Here is a 26,285-nt window from a genome sequence, read left to right as displayed (position 1 = left end):
GCTTGTACTTATTAGTAAAAGTGCTGTATAATATCGGAGATAGGTATTCTAAGGAGGAAGATATTATGAAAAAACAAAAGAGCCGGTTTATTGATGGTATGGAAGAATCGTTAAGGTCCGAGTTTTCGGAAGCCTTTGTTTCTGAAGCAATCGAAAAAGTGTGGAAGCGTTATAATGTTCTGTTGTCTGAAAATAATAATGAACCTAAAATAATGTGGACTCACACAAGGGAAAGGATATATCCCGCAATAGCTTGCTTTGATTCGCTTCTTGAAATGGGGCTTGAAAGGGAAAAGGTCTCATTGCTTTTAAAGGATTACTATAAAAACCGAAGTCAAAAACCTGCGGCGGTGATTCGCAAAATAATGAAAATTCCGGGGCTTTATAAGAAGGTTCCGAAATTTTTTGCGAATATGACAAAAAAAGTTTTTGGAGAACCTGCCGGCTTTAAGGCTTCATTTCATGAAGTAAATAAAAAAGCAGTTAAATTCGATATGCTTGTATGTCCATATCAAGATATTTGCAAAAAATATAATTGTCCTGAAATAGTCGAAATGTACTGCGATGCCGATGATATTTGTTACGGAAATATGCATCCCAAAATCAAATGGCTTAGAACCAAGACCCTCGGAAAAGGCGGAGACTGCTGCGACTTTGAAGTCCGGGTTTTATAAAATATTTATAATTTTTTAACATTCCTCTCAATTCAGTCTAAGCTGGAGCTTTGAATTTTCCCCTGTCATTTTCCGCTTCCTTGACCAAGCCCCCTTTTTTATGCTAAAATAGCACGAATTTATAGATTTCGGAGTATAATGCGTGGAAGAGATACAAACTAAGGAAGGCGGAGCTGTAATTCCGATTCCTATCGAAAATGAAGTAAAAAGAGCCTACATAGATTATTCAATGTCAGTTATAGTAAGCCGAGCCCTGCCCGATGTAAGGGACGGTCTAAAGCCCGTTCACAGGCGAATTCTCTATTCAATGGAAGAAAAGGGTTTACGCAGTTCAGGCCCCACCAGAAAGTGTGCTAAGATTGTAGGTGATGTATTAGGAAGTTACCACCCTCACGGCGATGCTTCGGTCTATGATGCCCTAGTCCGACTCGGACAGGACTTCTCTCTACGCTATCCGGTCATTTATCCTCAAGGAAACTTCGGAACCATAGGAGGCGATCCGCCCGCAGCTTACCGATATACGGAAGCCAAGATGGCCAAAATCGCCGAAACCATGGTCGAGGACATAAAAAAAGAAACCGTCGACTTTATTCCGAACTTTGACGATTCTACAAAGGAGCCGACCGTTCTTCCGGCAAAATTTCCCTTCCTGCTTGCAAACGGTTCAAGCGGAATTGCAGTCGGTATGGCAACCAACATGCCGCCCCATAACTTGCGCGAAATCGCCGATGCCGTTTCGGCCTACATAGACAATCCCGAAATCGAAATAGACGAGCTTTGTAAATACATGAAGGGACCCGACTTTCCGACCGGCGGAGTCATCTATGGAAGAAAGGGCATAAAACAAGCCTTTAAAACCGGCCGCGGAAAAATATTGGTACGCGGTAAATTTACAATTGAGGTAGATAAAAAGGGAAAAGAAACTATAGTCTTTACAGAAGTTCCCTATCAGGTAAACACAACAACCCTTGTATCCCGCATCGGGGAATTAGCCCGCGAAAAAGTTATAGACGGAATTGCAAACGTAAATGATGAAACTTCCGATAGAACAGGCTTGCGTATCGTTATAGAGTTAAAGAGGGGGGCTATTACAAAGGTAGTATTAAACCAGCTCTTTGCAAAGACAGCCCTTCAATCCTCCTTCGGTGTTATAAACCTAGCTCTTGTAAACGGAAGACCCGAAACCCTCAACCTAAAACTTCTTGTAAAATACTTTGTAGAGCACAGGGTCGATGTAGTTACCCGCAGAACAAAATTCGATTTACGCAAGGCGGAAGAAAGGGCTCATATCTTGGAAGCTCTCATAGTTGCCATCGACAACATAGATGAGGTTATCAAAATAATAAGGGCCTCCCGCGATACTCAAACGGCAAAAAACAACTTAATGAAAAGATTCGGCTTTGATGATGTCCAAGCGCAGGCCATAGTCGATATGCAGTTAAAGCGTTTGACAAGTTTGGAAATCGAAGACCTCCGAAAAGAATTACAGGAATTGCAGGTTTTAATCGCCCACTTGAAAGACCTTCTTGCTCATCCCGAAAAGATTTTAGCCTTAATAAAGGAAGAAACTACAGAGATAGCCGAAAAATTTGGCGATGAGCGCAAAACCGATATTGTAGCCGATGAGGTTGAAGAGCTCAATATCGAAGACCTTATCAAAAAAGAAGAGATGGTTATTTTAATTTCCCACCTCGGATATATCAAGCGTATTCCTGCCACGGCCTATAAAAGTCAAAACAGGGGAGGCAAGGGTTCCAATTCCGCAAACCTTGCAGAAGACGACTTTTTGGATCAGATTTTTACGGCCTCGACCCACGATTATATTATGTTTATCACAAATGCAGGCAAGGCCTACTGGCTAAAGGTGCATGAGATACAGGAAGCAAGCAGGACGAGCCGCGGCTCTCACATAAAATCCCTTCTTTCAGTTTCTTCCGATGAAGAAATTACGGCTGTCGTTTCTTTAAAAGAATTCGACGATAAGACCTATTTATTGATGGCAACCGCAGGCGGTGTTGTAAAAAAAGTTACCACAGACAATTTTGCAAATGCAAAAACCCGCGGAATCATAGCCATAAAACCGGATGAGGGCGATAAGCTTGTAAGCGCAATTCTTACAGGCGGAAAGGACGAGATCATGCTTATTACCCGCCGAGGTCAGGCTCTCCGCACAAGCGAAGAGGATATCCGCTCGCAAGGGCGCTCTTCCCGCGGTGTTACCGGAATAAGGCTTTCTTCAGAGGATGAGCTTACGGGAGCACTCCGCGTAACGGAAAATCAAAAGATGCTTGTTATGACAGAAAACGGCTACGGCAAGCGCGTAGAGTTTTCGGAATTTTCCGCTCACGGAAGAGGAACCGGCGGACAGCGTATCTACACCCTTTCCGAAAAAACAGGAGAGGTTGTCGGCCTTCTTACCGTCTTTGATGACGATGAGGTTGTCTGCATAACCGGACAGGGAAAAACTATCCGCATAAGCGTAGACTCTGTAGGCACCATGGGACGCTCTGCACAAGGAGTCAAAATATTGGATATTGAAAGTCCCGATATGCTTATCGGGCTTGATGTTGTTGCCCGCGATGAAGAATAGGGGAAAATTATGAAAAAATTTGCGATTATGGGCTTGGGAACCTTCGGTGTACGGATGCTCGATGAACTTATCAAAATCGGTGCCGAAGTTATCATCATCGACCAAAACAAAGAACTGATCGAAATGTATAAACCTAAGGCCTCTTCGGCAGTTGTGATAGAAGAAATAAGCGAGCTTTCGGTGCGTAAAATCTTGCCTTCTAAGGTGGATACCGTAATCGTAGACTTTAGCCGCAAGGTGGAGCTTTCCGTAATCAGCACGACAATTTTAAAAACTCTCGGCATTTCAAACATTGTGGTGCGAGCCCAATCCGATGAACACGGAAGGCTTTTAAAAACCGTCGGAGCTACCAGAGTAATTTATCCCGACAGTGAGGCCGCAAAAAGAACAACTCCTATTTTAGCCGCAGACCTCCTTCTTAAATTTATGCCTATTTCAAAAAATCTTGCTCTTGCAGAAGTCGGAGTGGAAGCACGATATGTCGGTAAAAGCCTTGCAGAATCAAATATCCGAAAAGACATGGGGGTAAACATTATTGCCCGCCGAAAAAAAGAAAGTGAAGACTTTATTTTTATGGATGACCCCGAGTATAAGTTTGAAGAAGATGATGTTCTTTTGGTTGTTGCCTCCGAAGAGCACATCTATAACTTTTCAGGCGGAAAGATAAGCTTAAAAAATAATTCAAAAAAAGATGGAGAGATAAAGCCGTCAATCTTTAAAAATCTTTTTTCTTCAAAAAAATTATAATTGACAATTGGGAGATTGCCGATTTAAAAGCCTAAAGGAGAGTGTGCTGTTATGGAGAATCTATCCGGCTCGAAGTGCGTTTGTGATGAAACTGATCTGCAATTAAAACCAAAGAAAATATCAAATAAGTTATGGAAGCTGGCCTATCCTACTATGATTTCCGCAGGCTTGCAAAACTTTTATGACATTGTAGATATGGTTTGGGTAGGGCAGATATCGAAAACAGCCCTTTCGGGTGTTACCCTCTTTTCTTCCATATATATGCTTTTTACTATTTTAAACGAGGTCGCCGGTGCAAGTTCCGTTTCGATGATTGCTCAAAATTACGGGCGGGGCGATATGGAGAAAACTCAGCGCATTGCAGAGCAGACTATCAGTTTTAAGGTTGTGCTTGCCGTAATATCGGGCATTCTTTTAGCTCTTTTTTTAAAACCGATTTTGTGGTTTTTTCTTCCGGATCAGGAGGTTTTAAATTCTGCTTTAGAATACGGCTGGCTTAGGATATTTTTTATTCCCGTTATGTTTTCTTCATATTCCGTAAATACGATTTTTAGATGTACAGGGGATGCAAAAACTCCTCTTCATATTATGATAATATCCACTATCATAAACTTGGTCTTAGATCCTCTTTTTATGTTCGATATAGTTCCCGGAACAAGTATCCCGGGCTTAGGAATGGGAGTCTTTGGAGCGGCTCTTGCAACAGTCACAGCCCGAACTATAAGTTTTTTATACGGCTTTTTAATTCTTATTAGCGGAAAAAGAAAGATTAAGATCAGTTTTAAGGGACTTTTTAGACTCGATAAAAAGATAGACTTAGATCTTTTACTCATAGGTCTTCCTTCAGGTATTAATTCCCTTGTACGCACCTTTGCTCAAGTAACGATTATGAAGTTTGTTACTGTTTATGGAGCTGATGCTGTTGCTATTGCCGGTGTAGGAGGAAAGCTTTCTCAGTTTGCCTTTATGCCGATTTTCGGATTTAATATGGGCGGAGCAACTTTGGTGGGCCAAAGCCTCGGACGGGATAATGTTAAGGAAGCAAAACTCACTTCTAAGATAAACGCTTTTATGTCGGCCTCTGTTGTAGGAATTTTTGCAGTCATAATTATGGGAACGCCTCAAACTTTTTTAAGGTTTTTCTTTCCGAATGATCCGGCAATGCTTTTGCAGGGAAGTGTGATGCTCCGTATATTTTATCCGTCCTTTATAATTTTATCTGCAGGGCTGGGGCTTGCCGTGGTTTTTTCGGGTTCAGGACATACTCGGCCGATGCTTTATTCTACCTTGGGATCCCGCTGGTTCGTTCAGATTCCGTTTTTATTTTTGGTTGTAAATATTTTACACCTGCCCTTATTTGCCGTTTGGACCTCATATATTTTTTCGGAGCTGGCCGAGTTTACGGTTATTTTATATCACTACCGCAAAGGGCTGTGGTGTAATAAGAGGGTGTAAAATTTGCTGAGTTATCGTCATGGGTTTCATGCAGGGAATCAGGCCGATGTTTTTAAGCACTCGGTTCTCTTTTCTTTTTTAAAACTTTATACTCAAAAGCAAAAACCTTTTACGGCTTTCGATTTAAATGCAGGGAGTGCTTCCTATAATCTTTTAAGCGGGTGGAGTTTAAAAACCGGCGAAGCGGAAGAAGGGATAATCCGTCTTTTGAATTTATACAAAAAAGAAAAACTGCCTCTTCCAATTCCTGAAGACTTTAAGTCCTATTTGGATTTTTGCTTAAAAAACTATGATGAAAATTCCTCTTATGCCGGCTCTCCCGAAATCATCCGCTCATTTTTACAAAAAGATTCTAATTTAATCTTATGCGATTTACATTCTGCCGAAGCCGAAAAATTAAAAGAGCTGTACAAACATGCGGAAAATGTTCATGTGCACAAAAGGGATTGCTATGAGGCGATTAGAGCCCTTACCCCGCCTCTCCCTATCCGCGGCTTTGCCCTCTTTGACCCCAGCTATGAAGTCGATTCGGACTATACCGCGATTGCAGAAGTTGTTGAAAAGGTATGTAAAAAATGGCCTGTAGGAATCTTTATAATTTGGTATCCAATATTGAATCACAAAACCGAAGTATGTGCAAATTTAAAAAGCCGGATAGGTAAAGCTGCAAACGGTAAGATGTTGAATTTTGAGGTCAAGCATTTTTCAAGTAAGGTAGATACTGAAAGCGAATACGGCCTTCAAGGCTCAGGCCTTTTAATCACAAATCCTCCCTGGGGTTTGGAAGAAAGGGTAAAGGGAATTTGTGAGTATGTTGAGAGGGCGGGTGCAGTTTAGGTTGAAGATTGGCGGGATTTGCGGTATAGCGCGTGTTAAGAGTGCATCTGATTTAGAATTGGATTAGCAGTTTTAAAAGCTTGCTGTTCATGATTTTCAATTTGCTATAGTGCAAAAATATTCAAAATATGGTATAATTAGTTTATGAAAGTTTATCTTGATAGTTGTTGTTATAATAGACCATATGACGACCAAAATTATCTGCCCATTTCACTTGAAACACAGGCAAAGTTGCTTGTTCAATTGCTTATAAAAGAAAAACGTCTAGAACTTGCTTCTTCGTTTATTTTGGACTATGAAAATTCTTGTAATCCCTATATGGATAGAAAAATTGCTATAAAGAACTTTTTAGACGATAATGTTTCTGATTATCTAGGCAGTGAAAAATCAGAAGAAGTCATTGAAAAGGCAAAAATTGTGATGGCAGCAGGAGTGAAAATGAAGGATTCTTGTCATATAGCTTGTGCCGAAATGATGAAATGCGATTACCTTTTGACAACAGATAAACGTATGTTGAAATATAAAAGCGATACTTTAAAATTGCTTGATCCGATATAATTCATAGATTTATTAAATGGAGGTAATGAAGGTTATGACTGAAATAATTACACCGCCGGCAACAATAGAGCTCCTTTCTCGCGGCATGGAGTGTCTTGTAGAATCTATGGGAGTCGTTGAAGCAGAATATTTTATTGCTGCTGTGCGAAGAGAACGTTTTGACTATACAAAATGGCAAAGAGAGTATTTTGACAAGATGGATTTAGAAACTTTTGTTAATAATGCAAAAATTTATACGCAAAGTATAGGAAAATAAAAGTGTATAACACCCGCTTCAACCTGACATTGAGGATGAGCCGCAAATGCAGGTTAAGCGAATGGTAGACGGATGTTGCGCACAGTAAGGAAAGGAGTACTTTTTAATATGGTTATTGCTAGCTCAGAAAAGTGTAATTTAGTAAGTAGAGAAAAGGACGATTTTGAGTGGTATTGGCTAAACAATGGTGATTGGAGAAATACTGATGCACCATGGGAAATAACACTTCCAAGTGAAAAGGAAGAAATTAGAGAATTATTTTTAAAAAGTATTGATGATGAAAGAAATGGAATAAAAAGTAGAGTTTGGGTTGAATCAAATAATACTAGAATAAGTACAGATTGGCTGCAATCAAATAATAGTAAAGTCGAGGTTATAATGTGAAAGACAAAGAACAAGTGTTTTATGGAATTTTAATTACCATAACAATATTTTTAGTATCTACATTTTTGGGAAGTAAGTTGCAATTAAATAATGATTTTTTTATTCCTTCTTTTGCTACGCACTCCCTTATGCTGTTATTTTCACTAACTGCAATTTTCAGTTTGAAAAATCATGTAGGGTACAAAATTGAAATTCCACAATTCAAAACAATATGGAGACCTATATTGATAGGGCTTTTGGCAACAATATTCATTAATACTATTATGACAATTATTACGGTTGCAAAAACATCTGTAGAAAATATTGAGGTACATCCATTTATGAAACATTCATCAGCATTGCAGCTTTTTGTTTTTGTATTTATCTATGCAAGTATTTCAGAAGAATTGTTGTTTCGTGGCTTTTTATTGAACATGCTAAAACCATTAAAAGCAAAAGGGATAAAAATATTCAAACAGCATATCAGTGTTTCTGTGTTTATTAGTGCTGTTATATTTGGGCTGGGACATTTAGTTCTAATAACAACAGGTGTAAGCGGGAATTTTGTACTTCGAACAGTTATTTTTACAACTATGCTTGGAATTGTTGCCGGCTATTACCAAGAAAAATATGACAATAATGCATATGCAATTATTGTTCACATGGCAGGTAATTCATTAAGTGTTCTTGGTGTATTCTTAACAAGTATTAATTCTTAACTTTTTTGTTTTCTAAAATCCGTCTATCCCGCTTATTATTCCTCCGTCTTCTATTTCTTTTTTGCCGAAATAGTAGGAGCTGATAATCGAGGCACTTAAGCAGAAGCTGTAGAAGATAAAAAAGCCCCAATTAAATGAAAGCAAAAAGTTTAAAACAAAGACCTCATCAAATCTTATAATCAAAATTGCAGCAAAAGCCAAAAAGAAGGGGATTGCCTTTAGGAGTGGCTTGATCAAAAAGCCGCCAGCCTCTTTATAAAAAAGATTTGTGATTATGTTTGAATCGGCGCCGACGGATTTAAAAAGCGCAAACTCATTTTTTCTCGTTCTTAAATTAAGCATAATTGCAGAGTAACTGTTTATGCAGCCTGCAAGAAGAACCAATAATAGGAATGAAAAGAAAACCGCTTTAAAAAAATTGTTGCTGCTTTCGGCTGAAAGTTTTTCGATAAATATGTCTGACTGCCAATACATATTTTCTCCACGGAGAGCCGGCTTCATTATATTCTCGATAGTTTTCCGTAAAGGAACGATGCTTTCTTTTTCCGTTTTTAAAAAGAGAGAATATAAAAGTCCGTCACGGAAGAATTCTGCATTTTCCTTATCAAAAGCAATTTGTGCATTGCGGAGCCTTTCAGCCTTTTCAATCGGCAAGATTAAAAGGACGGAATATAGAGGAGCCTTTGTTTCTATTAAATCGGTATCGTTTATAGTTTTTCCGATAATAATTGGAAAGAGAGTTTTGAAGCTATTCTTTTTTTCATCTTCCGTAGAGGATTTTAATTTTTTTTGCAGGGAACAATTTATTTCTTTTATATTTGAATCGAGGAGAGGAATAAATTGAGAATTCCTATATGGAATACGCCAATCTTTTTGCACACGGTTTACAAGAATTGCCTTATAAGAATCTTCCGCATAATAAGAAGCCTCGTCTTCTCCTATAGAAGCTAAAACTTTTTTAAAGGTTTCATTATCAAGCCCGTAGATCTTTGCATTAAGCTTTTTATTTTTACCTTCCTTCCAAAAATATCTTCCCTGATGTTTTTGTTCAAACCAAGACTCTTCTTTAAACTGAGCGGAAACATTTTCATCGGAACAGATGAACCACGAATCTAAAGATACATAATAGTAAGATGATAAACATTCTTTCAAGTTTTGAATGGGATAAAAAATATTTTTAGCGGAGCAGTTGAATTGTTCATCTTCATTTACCAAACAATAACCTACCTTTATCTCATCCTTTGATTCATAATATTTATGATCTTCCCGAATAAAATTTACGGTAATTAAGGTCAATAAAGTAAAGAGTAAAACGTATGAAATAAAAATTGCATTGCTTGTACCTCTAAAGGTTCTAAAATTATTTTTACGGTTTTCTTTTTCCCAAGCTCCATCGGCAAAAACTTTTCGTTTATGTTTTTTTGATTTTTCGATGTTACCTTTTAAAGAATCGATGATGTTTATTTTTGAAAGTCTGGCAGCCGGTATAAGTGAAGCTATGAGTACCGTTATAAAAGAAAATAGTATAACAAGAATAACCGGTAAGATGCCGAATTCGTATTGAGGCATCGAAAAAATATCGGTGTTTTCTGCCATAGCCGAATTTGCAATCCTATTAATTTGTTTAAATAAAAAAACATTAAAACCTATACCTGCAAACACACCTGTCAAGATAGGCGGAATACTTAAAAGAACAGCTTCCAATAAAATGCTATGAAAGATGTGTCCCTTATCGGCTCCTATGCTTTTTAACATGGCTATTTGTTTAATTCTCTTTGCTGCCCATACTTCAAAAATATTGTAGATAAGATAAACGAAGATAAGGGTTAAAATAATGAGTCCTATTAAAAACTTTAAAATTAAACTTTCCATTTCGGATCGTCCCTTGCGTAAAGGATCTTTTATTCCGTACATATCCAAAAGCGGAGTGTTTATAAAAATTTTATAGCTTCCGTCCTTGTTGCGATCAAACCCTAAGCTTTCAGTAATTTCAAATAATTTTTTATAGGCATTTAATTTTGAAGTTAAAAAGATATTCACAGAAACTCTTGCATCTTTTTTTAATGAAGCCGGATTAAAAAGATAAAATCCCATTGATGCTCTTTGGTTTATACCGGGAAAGTTTAAAAAAGAACCGCATATTTTAAAAGAGACTTCCTTTTCTTCGATAAATTCTTCGCCGCTTATGGGAGAATCAAAGGCTAAAAGTTCATTGTCCTTATACATTCTTTTACCCAAACTCATCCTTATAGTGTCTCCTATTTTGAGATTCGGATTTTGACTTAAAAAGAGATTGTTTACAATTATTTCGTTCGGGATTTGAGGAAGCCTTCCTTCCGTTATAAATTCATCAGGTGAAAACTCATCCCAAAATCTTTTGTCTCCGCTTCTGATAAAAATATAATTATCTGAATTGTTGCCTTTTAATTTACCGCAATAAGCCGGCTCTTCAAGGCTTATGGATTTTACATTTTGGTTTTGCTCTACTATGCCGGCCTTGTCCATAGGAATCTCATAGGTTTGAGCATCCCAATGGTTTATCTTTTTTATTGCCTTAAAAGAATCCATTAGAATACTGTAAACAAAAAAGACGTAAGCGTTTATTAAAACTACGGCAGCCGTGATAGAAAGAAATAAGGCGACTCCGCTTTTTCTGTTTGCTTTTACATAATTTGAAGTATATTCTCTGATAATGCTCATAAAGTTCCTCCGTCTTCTATTTTGATAATTCTATCGGCTTCTAAGGCAATTCTTTCGTCATGAGTTATCATAATAATTGTCTGCTTATAGTTTTTATTAGATAATTTTAATAAGCCGATAATTTCATCACTGTTTTTTCTGTCCAAGTTCCCCGTCGGTTCGTCTGCTAAAAGAATTGAGGGACGGTAGATGAGACTGCGCGCAATGGCAACCCTCTGCTGTTGTCCGCCTGAAAGCTCACTTGGAAAAGAATTAAGCTTTTCTTTTAAGCCTAATACCGACACAATTTCATCAAAGTAATTTTGATCGGGAGTTTTTTTATCAAGCAGGATGGGCAATAAGATATTCTTTTTTACCGATAAGTTGGGAATTAAATTAAAGAATTGATAAACGAGGCCTATCTTCCTTCTTCTAAAAAGAGCCAAGTCCTTTTCTTTTAAGCCGGAAATATCTTCCCCATCTATGTAGACCGTACCGGATGTCGGCCTATCCACTCCGCCCAAGATATGCAAAAGAGTTGACTTCCCTGAACCGCTTGAGCCCATCACTGCAACAAATTCTCCGCGTTCGATTGAAATATTTACACCGTTTAAGGCCTTTACCTGATTGTTATAAATCTTTGTCAATTTTTCCGTTTTTAATATCTGCATAAGTCCCTCCTGAATCCGTTTTTTCACTGCCTTATGATAATCTATAATTGTGATAAATTTGTGACAAAGAGAAGAAAATTTTAAAAAAACTATCGAAAATTGCTTTTTACAGATGGCTTATTGGTGTGGATGGTTGTTGATTCTTTATAAAATTTCACAATAAAAGCTGTACCCGATTTTGTGTTTTCGGCTCGGATTTCGGCATTGTGTTTTTTTAAGATAGTTTGGCTCATCGCAAGGCCTATGCCGAAGCCCTTGCCCTCATTTGTGTTGCTTTTATAAAAACGGCGGAAGATATTTTTTAAATCGGAAGCCGGTATTTTAGGTCCGTCATTTTCAAAAGAGACCTGAGTGTAAACTGCGTTTTCTTTTGCAGAGATAGAAATATTTTTTACTTTAGGATAAAAGTCGGAAAAGTTTTTTACTATGTTTAAAAAGGCTTCGGAAAGCCAGTAAAAGTCTCCCGATATTTTAATTCCGTTTAAGTTCAGCTTGGGTAAAAGCCCTTTTATTTTTAAATCATCTTCAATACTTTCCATAGAATGGATTAAACATTCTTCAAGTAAAAATACTTCCTTTTTCATCTCAATGCTTCCCGAATCAAGGCGGGCAAGTTTTAAAAGCACCTCCGTTAAATTTTCCAGACGGCTAATTTGTTTTTTTATTTTTTGAAAAGCTTCACTCTCTAAAATATTATTATCGGTCGCATTATCTTCTAAAAGTTCGAGCATTAAATTTATCGAAGTAATAGGTATTTTAAGTTGATGAGCTATGTTTTCAAGATTTTCTTTATATTCTTCTTTGTCGGTTAAGGCAGCTAAACGGGTTTCTCGCAAAATAATAAGGCTCTTATATATTGAATCCTCCAATAAAGAAAACTCATCTTCTTTTTCTTTATAGAATTTATAATCTCCTTCTTGGATTTTTTCTGCCGCTGAAAGAATTGAAGCTATTCTTTTATTTAATTGTTTATTCTTATGCCGATTGTAAACTAAAAATAATGCTGCCGTTGTTATTGAAGCCAGACTGCAAAGCAAAACAAGATCATAAACCTTGTTTTTAAAAATAAAAAAATCTTTTATGTATCCGTGCTTTTTTAAAATATCTTTTCCTTTTTCTTCTTGACTTCTATTTTTATTTTTTAAGCTTGAAAGTAACATTTTTTCAATAGACTTATCCGGATTATCAGATTTATCAAAATTATCGGCTGCTCCGATTATCTGTGCTAAACTTAAATAAAAATTGATTTCGTTTATCTTGTAAATAAAGATTATAAAAGAATTTACACAGAGTAGAATTATGAGTAAAAAACAAACTCCGGTCTTGGTATAAAATTTTTTCATAGTTCAAGCCTATAGCCTATTCCGTGAATCGTTTTTAATAAAGGCTCGTCCAGTTTTTGTCTAAGCCTCCTTACGGTTGCAGTCAATGTATTGTCGTTTACAAAATTATCTTTTGAATCCCAAATTAATTCCAGGAGGCGGGGACGGGTCAAGGTCTGGTTTGCATTTTCCATAAATAAAAGCATTAGATTAAATTCCTGTGAGCTTAATTCTATTTCTTTTTCATTTTTAAAAAGCCTCTTTTGCTTTTTATCAAGCTTATATTCATCCAAAACAATAATTTCATTTGTATAATGCCTTGTTCGGCGTAAAACCGCATTTATCCTTGAGTGTAATATTGAGAGTTTAAAAGGCTTTGTAATATAATCCTCAGCACCAAGATCTAATCCTTCTACAATATTTTTTTCATCGTTTTTTACCGTCAAAAAAATTACGGGGGTATCAGTCTCGGTCTTTATATATTTAAGCAAATCTCTTCCGTCTCCATCAGGTAAATTGATATCCAAAATTATCAAGTCGAAATCTTCATTTAGCTTTTTCTTTGCTTGGTCAATAGAACCTGAAAGAGTAAGTTCAAAATTCCTTTTGGATAAATACTCCTTTATACCGAAGGCTATATCTTCGCTGTCCTCAACCGATAATATTTTTACAATTTTTTTTGACATAATAAAACTATAGCAGAATAAAAATCGGCAGTCAAGTATAAAGAATTAAAAGTCACGGCTTACGCATGAAAAAAAATAGCCGATATTTAAAGTATGAAAACATTAAAAGAATATTTTAACGAACTTAATGATAATCGTCAGTCGGGCAAAGTAAAGCATCTAATCAGCGAAATATTGGTAATAGCACTGTGTGCTGTTTGTAGCGGAGTTCAAACTGTGTTTGAAATAGGAGAATTTGCCGAAGTAAAAAAGGATTGGCTAAAAAATGAGGTAGGACTCTTGTTAGAAAATGGAGTTCCTTCGCACGACACCATAGGAAGAGTCCTTGCGATGATTAATCCCAAACAATTTCAAAACCTTTTTATCTCGTGGATTGAACAATCCCTTAATATTCCAGCAGGTTCATACATTCACATTGATGGAAAAACATTACGTGGAAGTGCAAGTGAACAAAGTAGAGGTATTCATTTGGTAAGTGCATTTGCTCACGAAGCGGGAGTTGTATTAGGACAAATAAAATGTGCTGAAAAATCGAATGAAATCACAGCAATTCCTGAACTCCTTAACCTTTTAAAACTAAAAAGCTCGATAATTACTATAGATGCCATGGGTTGTCAAAAAGAAATAGCAAAAGAAATCACAAAGAAAAAATGTGATTATGTATTGGCTCTAAAAGAAAATCAACCGGCAGCGTATAATGATGTAAAAGATTATTTTTCTATAGAAGATAAAGACTTTCAAAATACCCTTTTAAGATTTGAAACCTTGGATATAGGGCATGGCAGAGAAGAAAGAAGAGAATACTTTCTTTCAACTAATATAAACTGGTTTGCAGAGAAGAATAAATGGGCAAATTTAAAGAGTTTTGGAATGGTCAAAAGCACTGTAAGGTGCAAAGGCAAACAATACAGTGAAAAGCGTTACTTTATTAGCAGTATAGAGGATATAAATGAGTTTGTAACAGCTGTAAGAACACATTGGACAATAGAAAACACTTTACACTGGTCGCTGGATGTAATATTTAGAGACGATGAATGTCAAATTCGAGAAAAAAATACTGCTGAAAACATAGCAATTTTAAGGAGGATTTGCTTTAATCGAATGAAAATGTATCAAAATGGTAAAACTCTGAAAAGGAAGAAAATGCTTTGTACTTTTGATGATTCATTTAGGTTTAATGTTTTATTTAGCTAAGGAATTCATGCGTAAGCCGTGATTAAAAGTAACAAAACCTAAGATAAGAATCCAATTTTTATACTAGACAATTTATAAAAAAACTACTAAAATGACTATGTGTACTAAAAAAATAGTTTTTTAAAGGTAGCCTATACACATGATATGGAGAAACTTATGAGTGTATCATTTTATATTAACAACAAAAAAACTTTTTTAAAAGCTAAAGCTCCTATGAAGTTAAAAGAATGTTTAGGATTTTCTTCACAAAAAATAGAGCAATTTGCTTTTGACGAAGCGCAAGATAATTTTGATGTGAAAAGATTCTATAACTCATCCATTGCAGATTATGAATGTTTACTATGCGGAGTATTAGGAAAAAGCTCCCGTGGCTTTGAACTTTCTTTTGATAAGGAACTCAATCATTATGCTGTGCGGGTTTTCACGCCGAGCACACGGGAAGATTGGCAAATTGCTCTTACCTATATCAAAGATTTAGCTAAAAAAATGGGAAGCGATATTGTCAATGAAAGAGATGAACATTTTACAGCTGAGAATATCGAACAATTTAATTATCCTGAGGATATCTTGTTCGGAATAAAATCTTATTTTGAAAACAAAGATACGGATGAATACATCAGTTTCGGTATTTTCCGGGAAGCGGCTTTTAACCGTAAAATTGTAGAAGGATTTTTAAATTCCGAGAATCCGATAGAGGCATTTAGTAAATTCTTTAAGGACATTCAGTATTTAGACGCTTTTTCGGCAAACCAAATGTTTTTTGAAGATAATAAAACTAAAAACATTATCGGGATTTATGCCCTAACTCAAGATACGGAAACTATTTTGCCTTATAAGCCTAGTGTGGAATACAAAAATAGAAGGATTGTAAAAGATGAAGATATAAGCACTTGGGAATTATCTCTAGTCATTATTAACGGAGCTCCCGATGATAAAGACTCTTACCAAAGAGCGGGGAATGTCGAGTATTCGGATTTTATAGCCCGCCTGCCAAAAGACAAATATAGATTTATAGACGCTAAATACGTTTTAGTTGATGCCTTAACACAAGAAGAAATTTTGAGCATTCTAAAAAAAGAGTAAAGAAAAAAATAGATTAACACAATTTATAAAATTGTTATTAAGGTTAATCTTAAATAAAACTGTTTATTCGAATCTTGTAAACTTATGACGATAGCTTGACAACATATATATATAATATGAAGATAATAGTGGTATAATAAGCAGGGGAGGATTTATGTCAAATAAACCAAAGTTAAAAGTTTTTTCTTTTTATATGTTTTTTGTTTTTCTTGTTTTACTCGGGGCTCAATATATTCTTTTAGATTTATATTCTTCCCGCTTATTTGCATTTCAAGAAAATTTATTAAACCTTAAAACAATTCAAGCAAGACCTCTTGTAGAAACTCTTGTTTTGATTGCAGGGCTTTTGTTTATCAATATCCTTGCACGCTTTGTAATTATCCGTTTTGGACGCAAAAAATTACAGATAAAAAAGGATATGGTAGAAAAATATTTAAATCTTCCCTTTACTTACTATTATGACGTAAACTATGCTCAAGTTTTAGATTCATTGCAAAGTTATCCCGAATTTTTTATAAATGATGTTTTAAAAATATACAGACTTTTTTTTAATGCCGTAATTTGCATTTTGATTTTTATAAAACTTTTTTCTATAAGTGCTGTGCTGGCTGCCCTGTCCTTGAGTTTATTATTTCTCTTCTTTTTATTAGACAGGTTCTTTTTACGTCTTGTCCGTAACATAGATAAATTGCGGATAAAAACCGCTCCCTCCTTGTACAAGGAGCTTGGAGATTCCGTTTCCGGACGCTTGGATATCCGCTCGGTAAACTCGCATAAATATTTTGAACAAGGTATCTTTTCAAAAATGGATAAACTTTGTAACGGGTGTTTTAAAAAAAAAGAAGGTATAGCGATAAGCCGCAATAATTTGGAACGCATTATTCAAAAAGTTTTACCTCTTCTTTCACTTCTGATTGCCTTATTTCTTTTTAAAGATAAGAGCGCAGGGAACACGATAATGCCTTTCTATATGCTTTTTATTTTATTGCCGAATCCTTTGAGTACGATTTCCATATTTGAACATATTAAAAATCTAAAGACAATGATTGAACCCATTGAAGAGCTTTTACAAAAAGAAGAAGCCAAAAGAGGCAGAGCTTTATTTATTAATGACGGCATCAATGTTAATTCATTAACCGTGAACTTACGCAACCAATATCTTCTTAATAATGTCAATCTAAATATTAAACAATGTGAAAAAGTTTTAATCATAGGAGATTCAGGGTCCGGAAAATCGGTGTTTTTAAACTGCCTTATGGGTGCGGAATATAAGCAAAGAGGTGAAGTAAACTACGGAAGTACGGAAGTAAAAGAATTCACCCTTGAAAGTTTTTTAACAAATACTTCGTTCCTTGATTTAAAAGGCTTGGTCTTGCCCGGTACACTAAGATATAACCTGCTTTTAAACACATCTGAAAAAATCAGCGATGAGGCCTTAGAAGCTTTTGTTCATTCGATAGGTGTTGCGGAATTTATTCCGTTTTTACATGACCTTGATACAGTCCTTGATCCCGATACTTTATCTGACGGGGAAAGAGTTACGGTTTCGCTTTTAAGAGAGCTTATTAAAAAACCTCAAATATTTTTTCTTGATGAAACTTTCAGCTCTCTGGATGTTGCGGTCGAAGACTGCTTTTTAAAATATCTCATGTCGACTGATAGTACTGTAATTATGATTTCTCATAAAAAAGAACATGTTCAATACTTTGAACGGGTGCTTTATTTTCAAGCCGGAAATATCCGCGTCGATATAAAAGCAAAATATGCTTTAACGAATCCGCCGATAAAAGATTTTTATAGTTCGGTATATGAGGATATGCAAAAAGGAGAGATTTTATGAAAACCGTTTATACCTTATACAAAAAATTTTATAAGGATTTGAATTTACTCGTTATTTTTTTACTTGTTCTAAATGCTTGCAATTCTATATTTCTTGTTTTAGGAAAAACGGCTCTTAATAAAGTATTAACAGGTCTTCCCTTTGCGCCTCTTTTAGCCATGTCAATATCGGTTATAGTATATGCTATAGTGCAAAGCCTTTATGAGCTTATTCTGAATAATTCGATTACCTATCGTGCATTACCGCCTATGATGAAAACAGCCTTTCATCATAGTTTGGTAAACAGTAACCGTAAGGCAGAGGAGGAGGGTTTTTACATAATGTCCTATACACAAGATATTAACGTACTTATTCCTTTTTGCTTTCAATTTGCGGCAGCCTTTTTTAATATCATTATTCTTAGCGCTTTTTTATTTTCTCTCTCCGTATTTCTTCCGGTTATTCTATCGGCAATAATTATATCGGCTAATATCTTTATTACTTATTTGGATAAGCAAATAAACGGAGCTTACGGCTTACTTGATGATGAGAGCATAAGTTACGGCGGTATTGTTAAAACTACATTTCAATCAATTTTTTTAACCTTAAATAATTCGATTAAATGGAATTGCAAAAAATCCATTTTACAAAAAGAAGAAGAACTTTTAAAAATCGAAAATAAAATTCACAGGCTGGAGGCCGTAAAAAACATTTTTTTTGAAGGACAAAATTATTTTATTCCAATTGTCATAAGCGTTTTTTGTATTTTTGCCCTGCCCGGTATGAATTTGGCAGATCTTTTATACATAATTTTTATTATTTCGTTGGCTAATCAAAACATGTCAACTATTTTTTTAGCAGTAAGACAAATAAAAAGATCGGTTCCTATAGCAAAAAAATATTTTAATTATATTGGAGAGTGTGAAAAAAAAGATAAGAAAAACATACATGAGGAAGGTGCCCTGATTAACGCAAAGAATATTTCGCTTGTTAAAAACGATAAACCGATATTTAATAATATAGATTTTAATCTCAACGAAGGGGACAAAATTGCAGTTGTCGGGCAAAACGGTTCAGGAAAAACAAGTTTATTACGCATCCTCACAATGAACGAAGATGCCTTTTCAGGTTCGCTTACATATAACTTAAAAACTTTAAGAACTAATACAATTCCCTGTCTTTGGAGCCATCCTCATATCTTTAATATTTCGTTACGTGATAATCTTGTCTTCGGCAAAGCCATTCCCGATTCCGATATAATCAAAATATTGAATGCACTTAAATTAACTAATTTTGTAGACTCCTTACCGGAGGGCTTGGATACTGTTATGGATATGAACAACTTGACCGTATCTGACGGAGAGAGAAGCCGAATCGCTTTAGCCAGAATATTACTTCTAACTGCCGATTGTCCCGTCCTCCTCTTAGATGAGTTTTCCCGCAATGTCAATACGGAAATCGAAGACCTAATGTTTAATTTAATTTTTACTAAAAAGCAAGCAATCGCTGCCGTTACGAATAATATTGCAACTGCAAAGCGCTTTCAAAAAATCTTATTCGTTTCACGGCAGGATGGGACTATAAGAGAAATATCCAAGGAAGACATAGAAGAAAAAATAAAGAATATTTAATGTGTTTCCTCAAATCAAACCCGAAGATATTTTTAGGCCTTAATCTCAAAATGACTAAAGCTCATGGTAAAGGACGCCCTTCCCTGAGTGGCTGAACGGAGGTCGGTGGAAAAGCCGAACATCTTTGCCATAGGGGCTTGGGCGTGTACAATGTCCGTACTTGCCTTTGAGTCCATGCTTGAAATTAGACCTCCCCTCTGGGTAATCTGACTCATGGCGTCTCCTACAAATTCCTTGGGGCTCATAATGTCTACAGCCATCACGGGCTCCAAGAGCACGGGGGCGGCTGCACTGCAAGCGTCGTCAAAGCACTTTGCGGCGGCGGCTTCATAAGCAAAGGGGGTTGCCGTAAGTTCATTGTATTTTACCGAAACGAGTTCTACCTCAATATCCGTACAAGGATAACCTACCTTAATTCCCGAACTAAAGCAGCCTTCGATAGAACGCTTAACGGCTGCTAAAAGCTCTTCGGGGAGAGCATTAGTGCTGCCCGAACCGGACTTTTGGAAGGTCTTGACTTTTGAAACAAAGCGGTTTCCGCTTCCCCGTTCAAGGGGGCGGACGGTGAGTGTAAGCTCGGCCTCATTGTCTTTTCCGCCCAGCTGCTTGCTGTATTTTTCGGTTTGAGTTTTTTCTGCGGTGATAGACTCCCTGTAAGTAACCTGCGGGTTTCCGACTCTGGCTTCTACTTTAAAGTCATCCAACATTCGGCGGGTTAGAACATCTATATGGAGTTCTCCCATGCCCGAAATTATAAGCTGTCCGGTTTCACTGTCTTCGCGGCTTGTGAAGGTCGGGTCTTCCTTTGAAAGAATTTCCAAGACTTCTTTTAAGCGGTCGCTTTCCGATAAGCTTTTAGGTTCTACCGAAACGGAAATAACGGGCTCGGGGAATTGCATGGACTCAAGCAAGAGGGGCTGTCCCTCGGAGCCCAGGGTATCTCCTGTCTGCGAAAGTTTGAGCCCGATAAAAACGGCTATATCTCCGGCCTGAACGGAATCCGTTTGTTCCGACTTATTTGAATGCATACGCAAGATTCTGTTTACGCGTTCTCTTTTCTTTTTTCCTGTGTTAAAAACCTGATCGCCCGATTTGATTTTTCCCGAATACATTCTGACATAGCAAAGGCTTCCTGCATCCTTGTCGTACTGAATCTTAAATACAAGACCTAAGGGGGCTCCTTCTACCTTGCAGGGAACCGAGACCTTTTCTTCCTTTTTGGGATTGAGAGCCTCTGCCGGAAGAACCTCGTCGGGGGCAGGTAAAAAGTCTACAACCGCATCGATTAAGGGCTGAACGCCTATATTCCTTCTTGCCGATCCGCACAAAAACGGAATATAGCTTTGATTTAAAACGGCCTTTCTGATTTCTTTTTTGATAAGCTCTTCGGGAACTGCTTCACCTTCGAGGATGAGCTCGGTGATTTCGTCCGAAGCTGAAGAAATAGTATCGAGCATTTTTTCGCGCCATTCTTCCGCCAAGGCAAGACGGTCTTGGGCTATTGCGGTATATTCATATTTTTCACCCTCGGTTGCGGCATCCCAGTGAATCTCTTTCATTGAAATAAGATCGATGACTCCCTCAAAACTGTCGCTTGCTCCAATAGGAATTTGAACCGGCACAACCTCAACTCCGAATTTTTCGTGCACATCTTTTAAGACTGCAAAAAAGTCGGCACCGATTCTGTCCATCTTGTTTACAAAACAAATACGCGGAACCTTGTAGCGGTCGGCTTGATGCCAAACGGTTTCGGTCTGGGGCTGAACTCCTCCGACTGCACAAAGAACAGCAACGGCTCCGTCCAATACACGCAAGGAGCGTTCTACCTCGGCCGTAAAATCTACGTGCCCGGGTGTATCGATTATATTTATCTGAAAATTTTTCCAATAAGTGGTGGTGGCGGCACTTTGGATAGTGATTCCCCTGTCCTGCTCTTGGGCCATCCAGTCCATGGTTGCTTGACCGTCATCTATTTCGCCTATCTTATGAATTTTTCCCGTATAAAACAAAATACGCTCGGTGGTGGTGGTTTTTCCCGCATCTATGTGAGCCATTATTCCTATGTTCCGCATCTTATCAAGCATTTTCACATTCTCCAAAAATCTTATTTAAGCGAAAATAATAGCAAAAAAATCAAAAAAAAACAATCGGGACCTGCGTTAAATATAAAACTTGACATAGTATATACTATGGTATATACTTATTGTATGGGGGTATTATATGGAAACGGCAAAATTATTTCGAAACGGCAGGAGTCAGGCAGTCAGGCTGCCTAAAGAATATAATTTTTCGGGAACTGAGGTTTTTATACGGAGAGCCGGAGAATCTGTTATTCTATTCCCAAAAAACAAAGAGTGGGAAACATTTTTAGAAGGCTTAAACGGGTTTACCGATGATTTTATGGAAGAAGGAAGATGTCAGCCTGATTTGCAGGACAGGAAAGATTTATAATGTATTTATTGGATACGAATATCTGTATATTTCTTAAAAATAAAAAAAGTCCTAATGTTCTTCAAAAGATTAAAGAGAATAAACACTTAGGGATTTACATCTCAAGTATTACCGTAGCAGAATTACAGTTCGGTGTATATAATAGCAAGTATGTAGAAAAAAATCGAATATCATTAATAAAATTTTTAACACCATTTTCTATTTTAAATTTTGATGATAGAGATGCTCAAGAATTCGGAAAAATAAGAACATCCTTAAAAACTGAAGGTAAAATTATTGGCGCCTATGATATGTTAATTGCAGCACAAGCTATAGCGAAAAATTTAATCCTTGTTACCAACAATACAAAAGAATTTTGCCGAATAAAAAACTTGAACCTAGAAGATTGGAAGTAAGGTTTACTCAATCCTTCTTTTTATTTGAATTTGAAATGAGCCCTTGAGCGAAACAAAGTTTATATGTTATAATAGAAGAGTATGCAGGATTACTTGCGGTAAATATTTTTAAAGAGGTGAATTATGGATAAAGTAAAACTTGAAAGAATGAAAAACGACAAGGGTTTTATTGCAGCATTGGATCAGAGCGGCGGAAGTACACCTAAGGCTTTGGCTGCTTACGGAGTTCCCGAAACGGCTTATTCCAATGAAGATGAGATGTTTGATCTTGTTCATGCTATGCGCACAAGAATAATCACAGGTAAGGCTTTTAATTCCAATAATATTTTAGGTGCAATTTTATTTGAGCAAACAATGGAGCGCGAAATTGAGGGAATGCCCACAGCCGACTTCTTATGGGAAAAGAAAAAGATTCTCCCCTTTTTAAAGGTCGATAAGGGGCTTGCAGAATTAAAAGACGGCGTTCAGCTTATGAAGCCGATACCCAATTTGGATGCTATGCTAAAGCACGCTGTAGAAAAGCACATTTTTGGAACAAAGATGCGCTCGGTTATAAAGGAAGCAAATCCCCAAGGTATCAAGGCTGTTGTAGATCAGCAGTTTGAATTGGGTATTCAAATTGCAAAAGCCGGCCTTGTTCCGATTATAGAGCCGGAAGTAGATATTAAATCACCCGACAAGGCCAAGTGTGAAGAAATCCTCAAAAAAGAATTGGAAGAGCATCTTAAGACCTTGCCGAAAGACTTGCTTGTAATGTTCAAGCTTTCAATTCCGACAAAAGAAAACCTTTACGAGGAATTCACAAAGCATCCTCAGGTAGTTAGAATGGTAGCCCTTTCAGGAGGTTATTCCAGAGACGATGCAAACAAGCTTCTGGCTAAAAACCGAGGTATGATTGCAAGTTTCTCCCGAGCTCTCGCCGAAGGCCTTTTTGCAAGTCAAAGCGATGATGAGTTTAACGCAACCTTGGAAAAAACCATCAAGGGCGTTTATGAAGCTTCAATAACATAGTTTAAAAAAGAGCAAGGTTTATCAGCCTTGCTCTTTTTTTTGTAAACTGTTTCTTACGAACTGCAGCTTTCACATTCTTCGACTTCGAGGGAGCGGCTGCGTACATAATAGATTGATTTAACGCCTTCTTCCCAAGCCTTTATGTACAATGAAAGAACCTTGCTGAAAGTAAATTCGTTTGTTATATAGAGGTTTACCGATTGGGCTTGGTCGATGTGGCGCTGGCGCAGGCCTGCTGCCCTTATGCTCCAGTTCTGATCAATATTGTGGGCATTTTTATAAAGCCAATAGGTTTCTTGAGAAAGAGAGGGCGCAACCCTCGGCATTAGGGAACCTTTTTTTTCCTCTAAAAAATACTTGTTCATAATGGGGTCTACGCCGGCAGTTGTGCCTGCTATGATCGAAGTCGAGCTTGTAGGGGCGACAGCCAAAAGATAAGCATTCCTCATTCCGTTTGATTTTACTTCCTCTGCAAGAGCCTTCCATTTTTCATCCATGTAATTCCTCTTTTCAAAATAAGCCCCGGTGTGCCAGTCGCTTCCTTCAAAGTAGGAATAGGAGCCTTTTTCTTTTGCAATTTGAGAGGATGCCTTGACGGCTGCATAGTTGATTTTTTCAAAAACCTTGTCGGCAAATTCAAGGTGCTCTTCACTTTCCCATGCGATGCCGTTTTTTGCAAGGGCATGATGATAGCCTGAAGCGCCCAAGCCGATTGACCTGTATCTGCTGTTGGTAATTTGTGCATACGGAATAGGATAAAAATTTAAGTCTATAACATTGTCCAGGGCCCGCACTGCCGAAGAAACTATTGTGTCAATTTCTTTTTCATCGTTTATGTCGATGTTTCCCAGAACGAGGGAGGCGAGGTTACATACAACAAAGTCTCCTGGTATGGTAGTTGTTGCAACGACTGTGTCTCCGTCTTCCGTTTTTATTTCGATGCTTTTAGTTTTTATTTCGCTCATGTTTTGGGAAATTTCGGTGCATAGGTTTGAGCAATAAATCATTCCCTTGTGAGGATTGGGATTTGTTTTGTTTGCATGGTCGCGGTTAAAGGCAAAGGGGGTTCCCGTTTCTACGGCCGACTTTAAGATTAAGCGTACCAATTCTTTTATCGGGATTTCTCTTTTGCTGATACGGGAATCGGCAACGCAGTCCCTGTATCTTTTTTCCCATTCTTCTCCGTAAAAATCTTCGAGGGCATAACCCTTCACTTTTAAAATTTCGTGGGGGCACATGAGATACCAAGAAGCATTTATATCGTCGCGTACGGTTTTCCAAAAAAGGTCGGGATAGCAGACTGCGGGGAAAACATCGTGGGCCTTCATTCTGTCGTCGCCGTTATTTGTGCGGAGCTGTAAAAATTCCGGAATGTCCTTGTGCCATACATCGAGGTAGACGGCGACCGAGCCCTGCCTTACGCCGAGCTGGTCAACGGCAACAGCCGTATCGTTTGCAAGTTTTATCCAGCGGATAATTCCGCCCGCCGCTCCCATAAAGCCGCGGATGGGCGAGCCTACGGCCCTAACCTTTCCGAAGTAAAGTCCCATTCCTCCTCCGAATTTTGAAACCTTGGCAAAGTTATCTATGCTGCGGTAAATACCGTCAAGAGAATCGGGGACCGTATCTATAAAGCATGAAGAAAGCTGATGATACGGCTTTCGGGCATTTGAAAGGGTTGGAGTCGCCATCGTAACCTTTAAGGAACTGGTCATATCGTAAAAACGCCTTACCCATTCCATCCGGTTCGATTTTTCTTTCATAGCTAAGTGAAGGGCGATACCTAAAAACATTTCCTGAGGCGACTCAAGGACGACATTTGAATGAGTGTGAATAACGTAGCGGCGTAAGAGGAGGTCGAGGGCACTGTAGGTAAAAAGCTTGTTTCTTTCTTCATTTATAAATGAGGCGGCTTCTTCCAATTCGGCACGTGTGTAGGCCTCGCAAATATAGGTCCCGTACAGACCCTCGTTTTCAAGATATTTTATTTTTTCATAAAAAGAATTAATCTGACGCTTTTCAAGCTCGGTTTTTAGTTTTAAGTTAAATTGAAGCATTAAAAGGCGGGCTGCAATAAATTCCCAGTTTGGTGCATCCTGTGCGGTCAGCTCGACGGAGGCCTTGATGAGCATGGCAAGGGATTCCGCCTCGCTCATATTTTCTTTTCTAAAAGAAAGGAATTTATGAGAGAGCAGGTTAAGGCTGTACTCGTCCGAGGTAAAGTCGTTTTGAATCTCGGTAAGGACGCTCTGAATTTCTATCGTAGAAAAAAAGCGGCTTATCGTTTGCCGCGAATCCCGCCTCTTTGTGCGGCCTACCCTGTAAAGGATGAAGTTTTTTACTTCCGCATAATAGTTGTGTTCTATTAAAGTCTTTTCGACCAAGTCCTGAATCGTTTCGACGTGAACAAGGCTTCCGCTTTTGGTAAGCTCCAAGATGTATTCCTCTATTTCCTTTACCAGAGGCGGGATGATTGTATCTAAATCGGTATGCGGAGAATCTTCCACACTCTTAAAGGCAGCTCTAATCGCTCCTTCAATTTTTTCAGGCTCGTAATTTTTAGTTTCGCCGTTTCTTTTTATGATTTGCATTTTATTGTTCCTTGCAAGCATAGTTAGGTATAGATTCAAGAACTGCTCGAGCTATGCTTAAACTACGCTATATGTTGTATGTTTTATTGATTTTCGGCGATTATAACACAACATATAGCGTATGTCAAGGATGGAAGAGTTACTTATTAACTATAAGATTGCCCGCTTCTTATTTTTATGTTATAATGAGACTATGAATACAATACGAAAGATGCCCATAGGCGTTCAAAGTTTTGAGGTTCTACGAAAAGAAAATTATAAAAATTGTTGACAGCAAAAAAATTTTGTTCTATAATATTGAAAATGACATTAAGTAATAGTAATTTATTAAAAAAAATAAATTTTTTCTCAAAAACTACTAGACAAAATAGTAAAAAATATTGTACACTACCCCCCCCCCCCCCCCGAAAAATTTACAGACAGCAATAGATAATTTATACTTAGCTTTTTACAATTTAATTGACGGAGAGAAGGAATTTTATAAACTGCCTAGTCAAATATTGCATTTTCTCCTCAGATACAGGTCCGCCCACAGAACAATAACTATGAAATA

General features: G+C 37.4%; 22 protein-coding genes. 16 read left to right on the top strand and 6 right to left on the bottom strand.

Going from position 1 to position 26,285, the window contains the following annotated elements; all coding sequences use genetic code 11:
* Window positions 1-65 precede the first annotated feature (65 nt).
* From E4O07_RS11590 to E4O07_RS11550, 9 genes are all read left to right on the top strand, one after another.
* Window positions 66-674, top strand: a complete 609-nt coding sequence (locus tag E4O07_RS11590) for an L-2-amino-thiazoline-4-carboxylic acid hydrolase (RefSeq protein ID WP_253685994.1) — start codon at window positions 66-68, stop codon at window positions 672-674.
* Between the two features lie 142 nt (window positions 675-816).
* Window positions 817-3,264 (top strand): DNA topoisomerase (ATP-hydrolyzing) subunit A, encoded by a 2,448-nt coding sequence (gene gyrA / locus E4O07_RS11585; RefSeq protein ID WP_253685992.1) that lies wholly within the window; start codon window positions 817-819, stop codon window positions 3,262-3,264.
* 9 nt (window positions 3,265-3,273) lie between these two features.
* Complete coding sequence (locus tag E4O07_RS11580; RefSeq protein ID WP_253677805.1) at window positions 3,274-4,011, top strand: potassium channel family protein; 738 nt, start codon at window positions 3,274-3,276, stop codon at window positions 4,009-4,011.
* Window positions 4,012-4,062: 51 nt separating this feature from the next.
* Window positions 4,063-5,466: an MATE family efflux transporter gene (locus E4O07_RS11575; RefSeq protein ID WP_253685990.1), complete on the top strand. Its 1,404-nt coding sequence runs from the start codon at window positions 4,063-4,065 to the stop codon at window positions 5,464-5,466.
* Window positions 5,467-5,469: 3 nt separating this feature from the next.
* Window positions 5,470-6,303 (top strand): 23S rRNA (adenine(2030)-N(6))-methyltransferase RlmJ, encoded by an 834-nt coding sequence (gene rlmJ / locus E4O07_RS11570; protein ID WP_253685988.1) that lies wholly within the window; start codon window positions 5,470-5,472, stop codon window positions 6,301-6,303.
* A gap of 144 nt (window positions 6,304-6,447) precedes the next feature.
* Window positions 6,448-6,861, top strand: a complete 414-nt coding sequence (locus E4O07_RS11565) for a hypothetical protein (protein WP_253685986.1) — start codon at window positions 6,448-6,450, stop codon at window positions 6,859-6,861.
* Between the two features lie 34 nt (window positions 6,862-6,895).
* A complete protein-coding gene (locus tag E4O07_RS11560; protein WP_253685984.1) occupies window positions 6,896-7,117 on the top strand; it encodes a hypothetical protein in 222 nt (73 codons plus the stop codon).
* Window positions 7,118-7,225: 108 nt separating this feature from the next.
* Window positions 7,226-7,501, top strand: a complete 276-nt coding sequence (locus E4O07_RS11555; RefSeq protein ID WP_253685982.1) for a hypothetical protein — start codon at window positions 7,226-7,228, stop codon at window positions 7,499-7,501.
* Window positions 7,498-8,199, top strand: coding sequence for a CPBP family intramembrane glutamic endopeptidase (locus E4O07_RS11550; protein WP_253685980.1), 702 nt, complete (start codon window positions 7,498-7,500; stop codon window positions 8,197-8,199). The genes E4O07_RS11555 and E4O07_RS11550 overlap by 4 nt, the downstream gene beginning before the upstream one ends.
* A 12-nt stretch (window positions 8,200-8,211) precedes the next feature.
* Here the strand turns inward: E4O07_RS11550 and E4O07_RS11545 are convergent, their stop codons facing one another.
* From E4O07_RS11545 to E4O07_RS11530, 4 genes are all read right to left on the bottom strand, one after another.
* Window positions 8,212-10,899: an ABC transporter permease gene (locus tag E4O07_RS11545; RefSeq protein WP_253685978.1), complete on the bottom strand. Its 2,688-nt coding sequence runs from the start codon at window positions 10,897-10,899 to the stop codon at window positions 8,212-8,214.
* Complete coding sequence (locus tag E4O07_RS11540; RefSeq protein ID WP_253685976.1) at window positions 10,896-11,549, bottom strand: ABC transporter ATP-binding protein; 654 nt, start codon at window positions 11,547-11,549, stop codon at window positions 10,896-10,898. Before E4O07_RS11540 ends, E4O07_RS11545 begins: the two co-directional genes overlap by 4 nt.
* An 89-nt stretch (window positions 11,550-11,638) precedes the next feature.
* Entirely contained in the window at window positions 11,639-12,892 is a 1,254-nt protein-coding gene (locus tag E4O07_RS11535; protein WP_253685974.1) for a sensor histidine kinase, read from the bottom strand.
* The gene (locus E4O07_RS11530) at window positions 12,889-13,557 is read right to left on the bottom strand and encodes a response regulator transcription factor (RefSeq protein WP_253685972.1); all 669 of its coding nucleotides are present in this window, start codon (window positions 13,555-13,557) and stop codon (window positions 12,889-12,891) included. Before E4O07_RS11530 ends, E4O07_RS11535 begins: the two co-directional genes overlap by 4 nt.
* Window positions 13,558-13,650: 93 nt before the next feature.
* On the opposite strand from E4O07_RS11530, the gene E4O07_RS11525 reads away from it, so the two are divergent.
* The 4 genes from E4O07_RS11525 to E4O07_RS11510 all read left to right on the top strand — a co-directional run bounded on the left by E4O07_RS11525 (window position 13,651) and on the right by E4O07_RS11510 (window position 19,284).
* A complete protein-coding gene (locus E4O07_RS11525; RefSeq protein ID WP_253685509.1) occupies window positions 13,651-14,751 on the top strand; it encodes an ISAs1 family transposase in 1,101 nt (366 codons plus the stop codon).
* Between the two features lie 156 nt (window positions 14,752-14,907).
* A complete protein-coding gene (locus E4O07_RS11520) occupies window positions 14,908-15,834 on the top strand; it encodes a DUF4299 domain-containing protein (protein WP_253685970.1) in 927 nt (308 codons plus the stop codon).
* A gap of 154 nt (window positions 15,835-15,988) precedes the next feature.
* Window positions 15,989-17,674: an ATP-binding cassette domain-containing protein gene (locus tag E4O07_RS11515; RefSeq protein ID WP_253685968.1), complete on the top strand. Its 1,686-nt coding sequence runs from the start codon at window positions 15,989-15,991 to the stop codon at window positions 17,672-17,674.
* The gene (locus tag E4O07_RS11510) at window positions 17,671-19,284 is read left to right on the top strand and encodes an ATP-binding cassette domain-containing protein (protein ID WP_253685966.1); all 1,614 of its coding nucleotides are present in this window, start codon (window positions 17,671-17,673) and stop codon (window positions 19,282-19,284) included. The genes E4O07_RS11515 and E4O07_RS11510 overlap by 4 nt, the downstream gene beginning before the upstream one ends.
* Before the next feature lie 32 nt (window positions 19,285-19,316).
* On the opposite strand, the gene fusA is transcribed toward E4O07_RS11510, so the two are convergent.
* Window positions 19,317-21,368 (bottom strand): elongation factor G, encoded by a 2,052-nt coding sequence (gene fusA / locus E4O07_RS11505; RefSeq protein ID WP_253685964.1) that lies wholly within the window; start codon window positions 21,366-21,368, stop codon window positions 19,317-19,319.
* Between the two features lie 136 nt (window positions 21,369-21,504).
* On the opposite strand from fusA, the gene E4O07_RS11500 reads away from it, so the two are divergent.
* The 3 genes from E4O07_RS11500 to E4O07_RS11490 all read left to right on the top strand — a co-directional run bounded on the left by E4O07_RS11500 (window position 21,505) and on the right by E4O07_RS11490 (window position 23,141).
* Window positions 21,505-21,735, top strand: a complete 231-nt coding sequence (locus tag E4O07_RS11500; protein WP_253685962.1) for a type II toxin-antitoxin system antitoxin VapB — start codon at window positions 21,505-21,507, stop codon at window positions 21,733-21,735.
* Window positions 21,735-22,130, top strand: a complete 396-nt coding sequence (locus tag E4O07_RS11495) for a type II toxin-antitoxin system tRNA(fMet)-specific endonuclease VapC (protein ID WP_253685960.1) — start codon at window positions 21,735-21,737, stop codon at window positions 22,128-22,130. The genes E4O07_RS11500 and E4O07_RS11495 overlap by 1 nt, the downstream gene beginning before the upstream one ends.
* Window positions 22,131-22,253: 123 nt before the next feature.
* Complete coding sequence (locus E4O07_RS11490; protein WP_253685958.1) at window positions 22,254-23,141, top strand: fructose bisphosphate aldolase; 888 nt, start codon at window positions 22,254-22,256, stop codon at window positions 23,139-23,141.
* Between the two features lie 53 nt (window positions 23,142-23,194).
* On the opposite strand, the gene E4O07_RS11485 is transcribed toward E4O07_RS11490, so the two are convergent.
* On the bottom strand, window positions 23,195-25,732 hold the full coding sequence (locus E4O07_RS11485) for a ribonucleoside-diphosphate reductase subunit alpha (protein ID WP_253685956.1): 2,538 nt from the start codon (window positions 25,730-25,732) through the stop codon (window positions 23,195-23,197).
* Between the last annotated feature and the right edge of the window lie 553 nt (window positions 25,733-26,285).

The organism is Treponema sp. OMZ 798 (assembly GCF_024181385.1).
Lineage (GTDB): Bacteria > Spirochaetota > Spirochaetia > Treponematales > Treponemataceae > Treponema_B.
The sequence above is the reverse complement of the archived record's forward strand: the minus strand, read 5'-3'. Positions and strand labels throughout refer to the sequence as shown.